General features: G+C 40.0%; 1 protein-coding gene. It reads right to left on the reverse strand.

Annotated elements, in window-relative coordinates; genetic code table 11:
• Positions 1 to 221: 221 nt before the first annotated feature.
• Positions 222 to 1,569: Ig-like domain-containing protein (locus JMY09_RS14315; protein WP_201624616.1), on the reverse strand; the 1,348-nt coding region annotated here is incomplete at its 5' end.

Raw genomic sequence — 1,569 nt, forward strand, 5'->3', positions numbered from 1 at the left:
AGTTCATACTTATCTAGATAAATTAAGATGACTAAATATTTATTAATATAATCCAAGTGTTTTAGCACTATTAATTTGACTAGTATCTTTATATCAATATAAGCTATTTTAACCAATAGATTTATATTAATTTCTAAGATTTGATCTAAATTTTTGAACCATAAAAAAGCGCCTTCATTATGAAGGCGCTTTTTTAAATTAGAGATTTAGTAGACAAGATATTAACCAATATAGGGTGTATTAGCTATGTTGGCTAGATTATCCCAGTCTGCTATGTTACTAGCAATATCAGTACCGACTGGAGCAGTATGATAAATACCAGTAATTATTGCTTCTTCGTTAGTATTATGAACAGTTGGCACAGGCGTTTGCTCAACTTCTTGCCCAGTAAATGCTAACGTTGTGTTGCCATGATCATCCGTTTTGATGTCGACATATTGAGTATGGTTACCAACAATGTCTATGAGATCGTTTAGAACAATGTGATGGTCCATGCTATCCATGATAAAGCTATTCGAACTGTCATCAAAGGTAGCTAACATATCAAGATTTAAGGTGCTTGACTCTTCTATAGCCCTCGTATCTTCCAAATCATCAGAGGCCATATCATTAGCCATTTCTAAATTATCATAGAAGCTTGTTTGTGCAACAACTGGAGCTGGGAATTCACTAATAATATCAATCGTTAGTGTTGCAGAATCAGTCTTACCATTAGCGTCAGCAATCGTATATTCAAACTGATCCGTTTGACCAATTACGTTAATATCTTCATTAGGCATGTAACTATAAGCCCCATTAGGGTTTATGACTAAAGTGCCATAGTCACCTTCGATAGTGCTAACAGCAATAATCGTTTCACCGTTAACATCGGTAATCACTGTCGAATCTGTTACAACGTCATTTTCATCGATGACATTGCCATGGATTGATGCTGCACTGACCTCACCAGGCGTAGATGGGTCGAAGAGATCAACTTCTGCTTTGACCTTTGTGGTGCCAAATACTCTGACGCCACCTGATCCACCTATGACCCGATAATGACCTGCATCAAGATCAGGAAGCTCAACTTCAGCTTTTCCACTACCAATCCCAATAAGAGTAATAAGCCCACCATCACCTAAACGGTCGATAGTTTCGTACCTTCCAGTATCTTCATTTAACTGCTGAACAACGGCTTTAGCACTATTGAAAACACCAAATAAGCTACTGTTACTGACAGTGATTGTAGCATCACCAGTTAGTCCATCCGCTATAGAAAAGTTTGCAACTGGATTGCTACCAAAGCTCAACAAGGTGAGTGCGCCTAAACCTAAAATTGAAAACTGACTATCTGAGTCGTGCACTGAGCCAACATGTGCTGGCGATACATGGATCTCAGCTGTCGCAAAGTCGTCCACAGCATCACAATCAGCATCAGCATCAGCATCAGCATCAGCATCAGCATCAGCATCAGCATCAGCATCAGCATCGGCATCAGCATCGGCATCGGCATCGGCATCGGCATCAGCATCAGCATCAGCATCGGCGTCAGCATCGGCGTCAGCATCAGCATCAGCATCAGCATCAGCA

Origin of the sequence: Psychrobacter urativorans, assembly GCF_904846695.1 — a bacterium.
Taxonomy (GTDB): Bacteria; Pseudomonadota; Gammaproteobacteria; order Pseudomonadales; family Moraxellaceae; genus Psychrobacter; species Psychrobacter urativorans.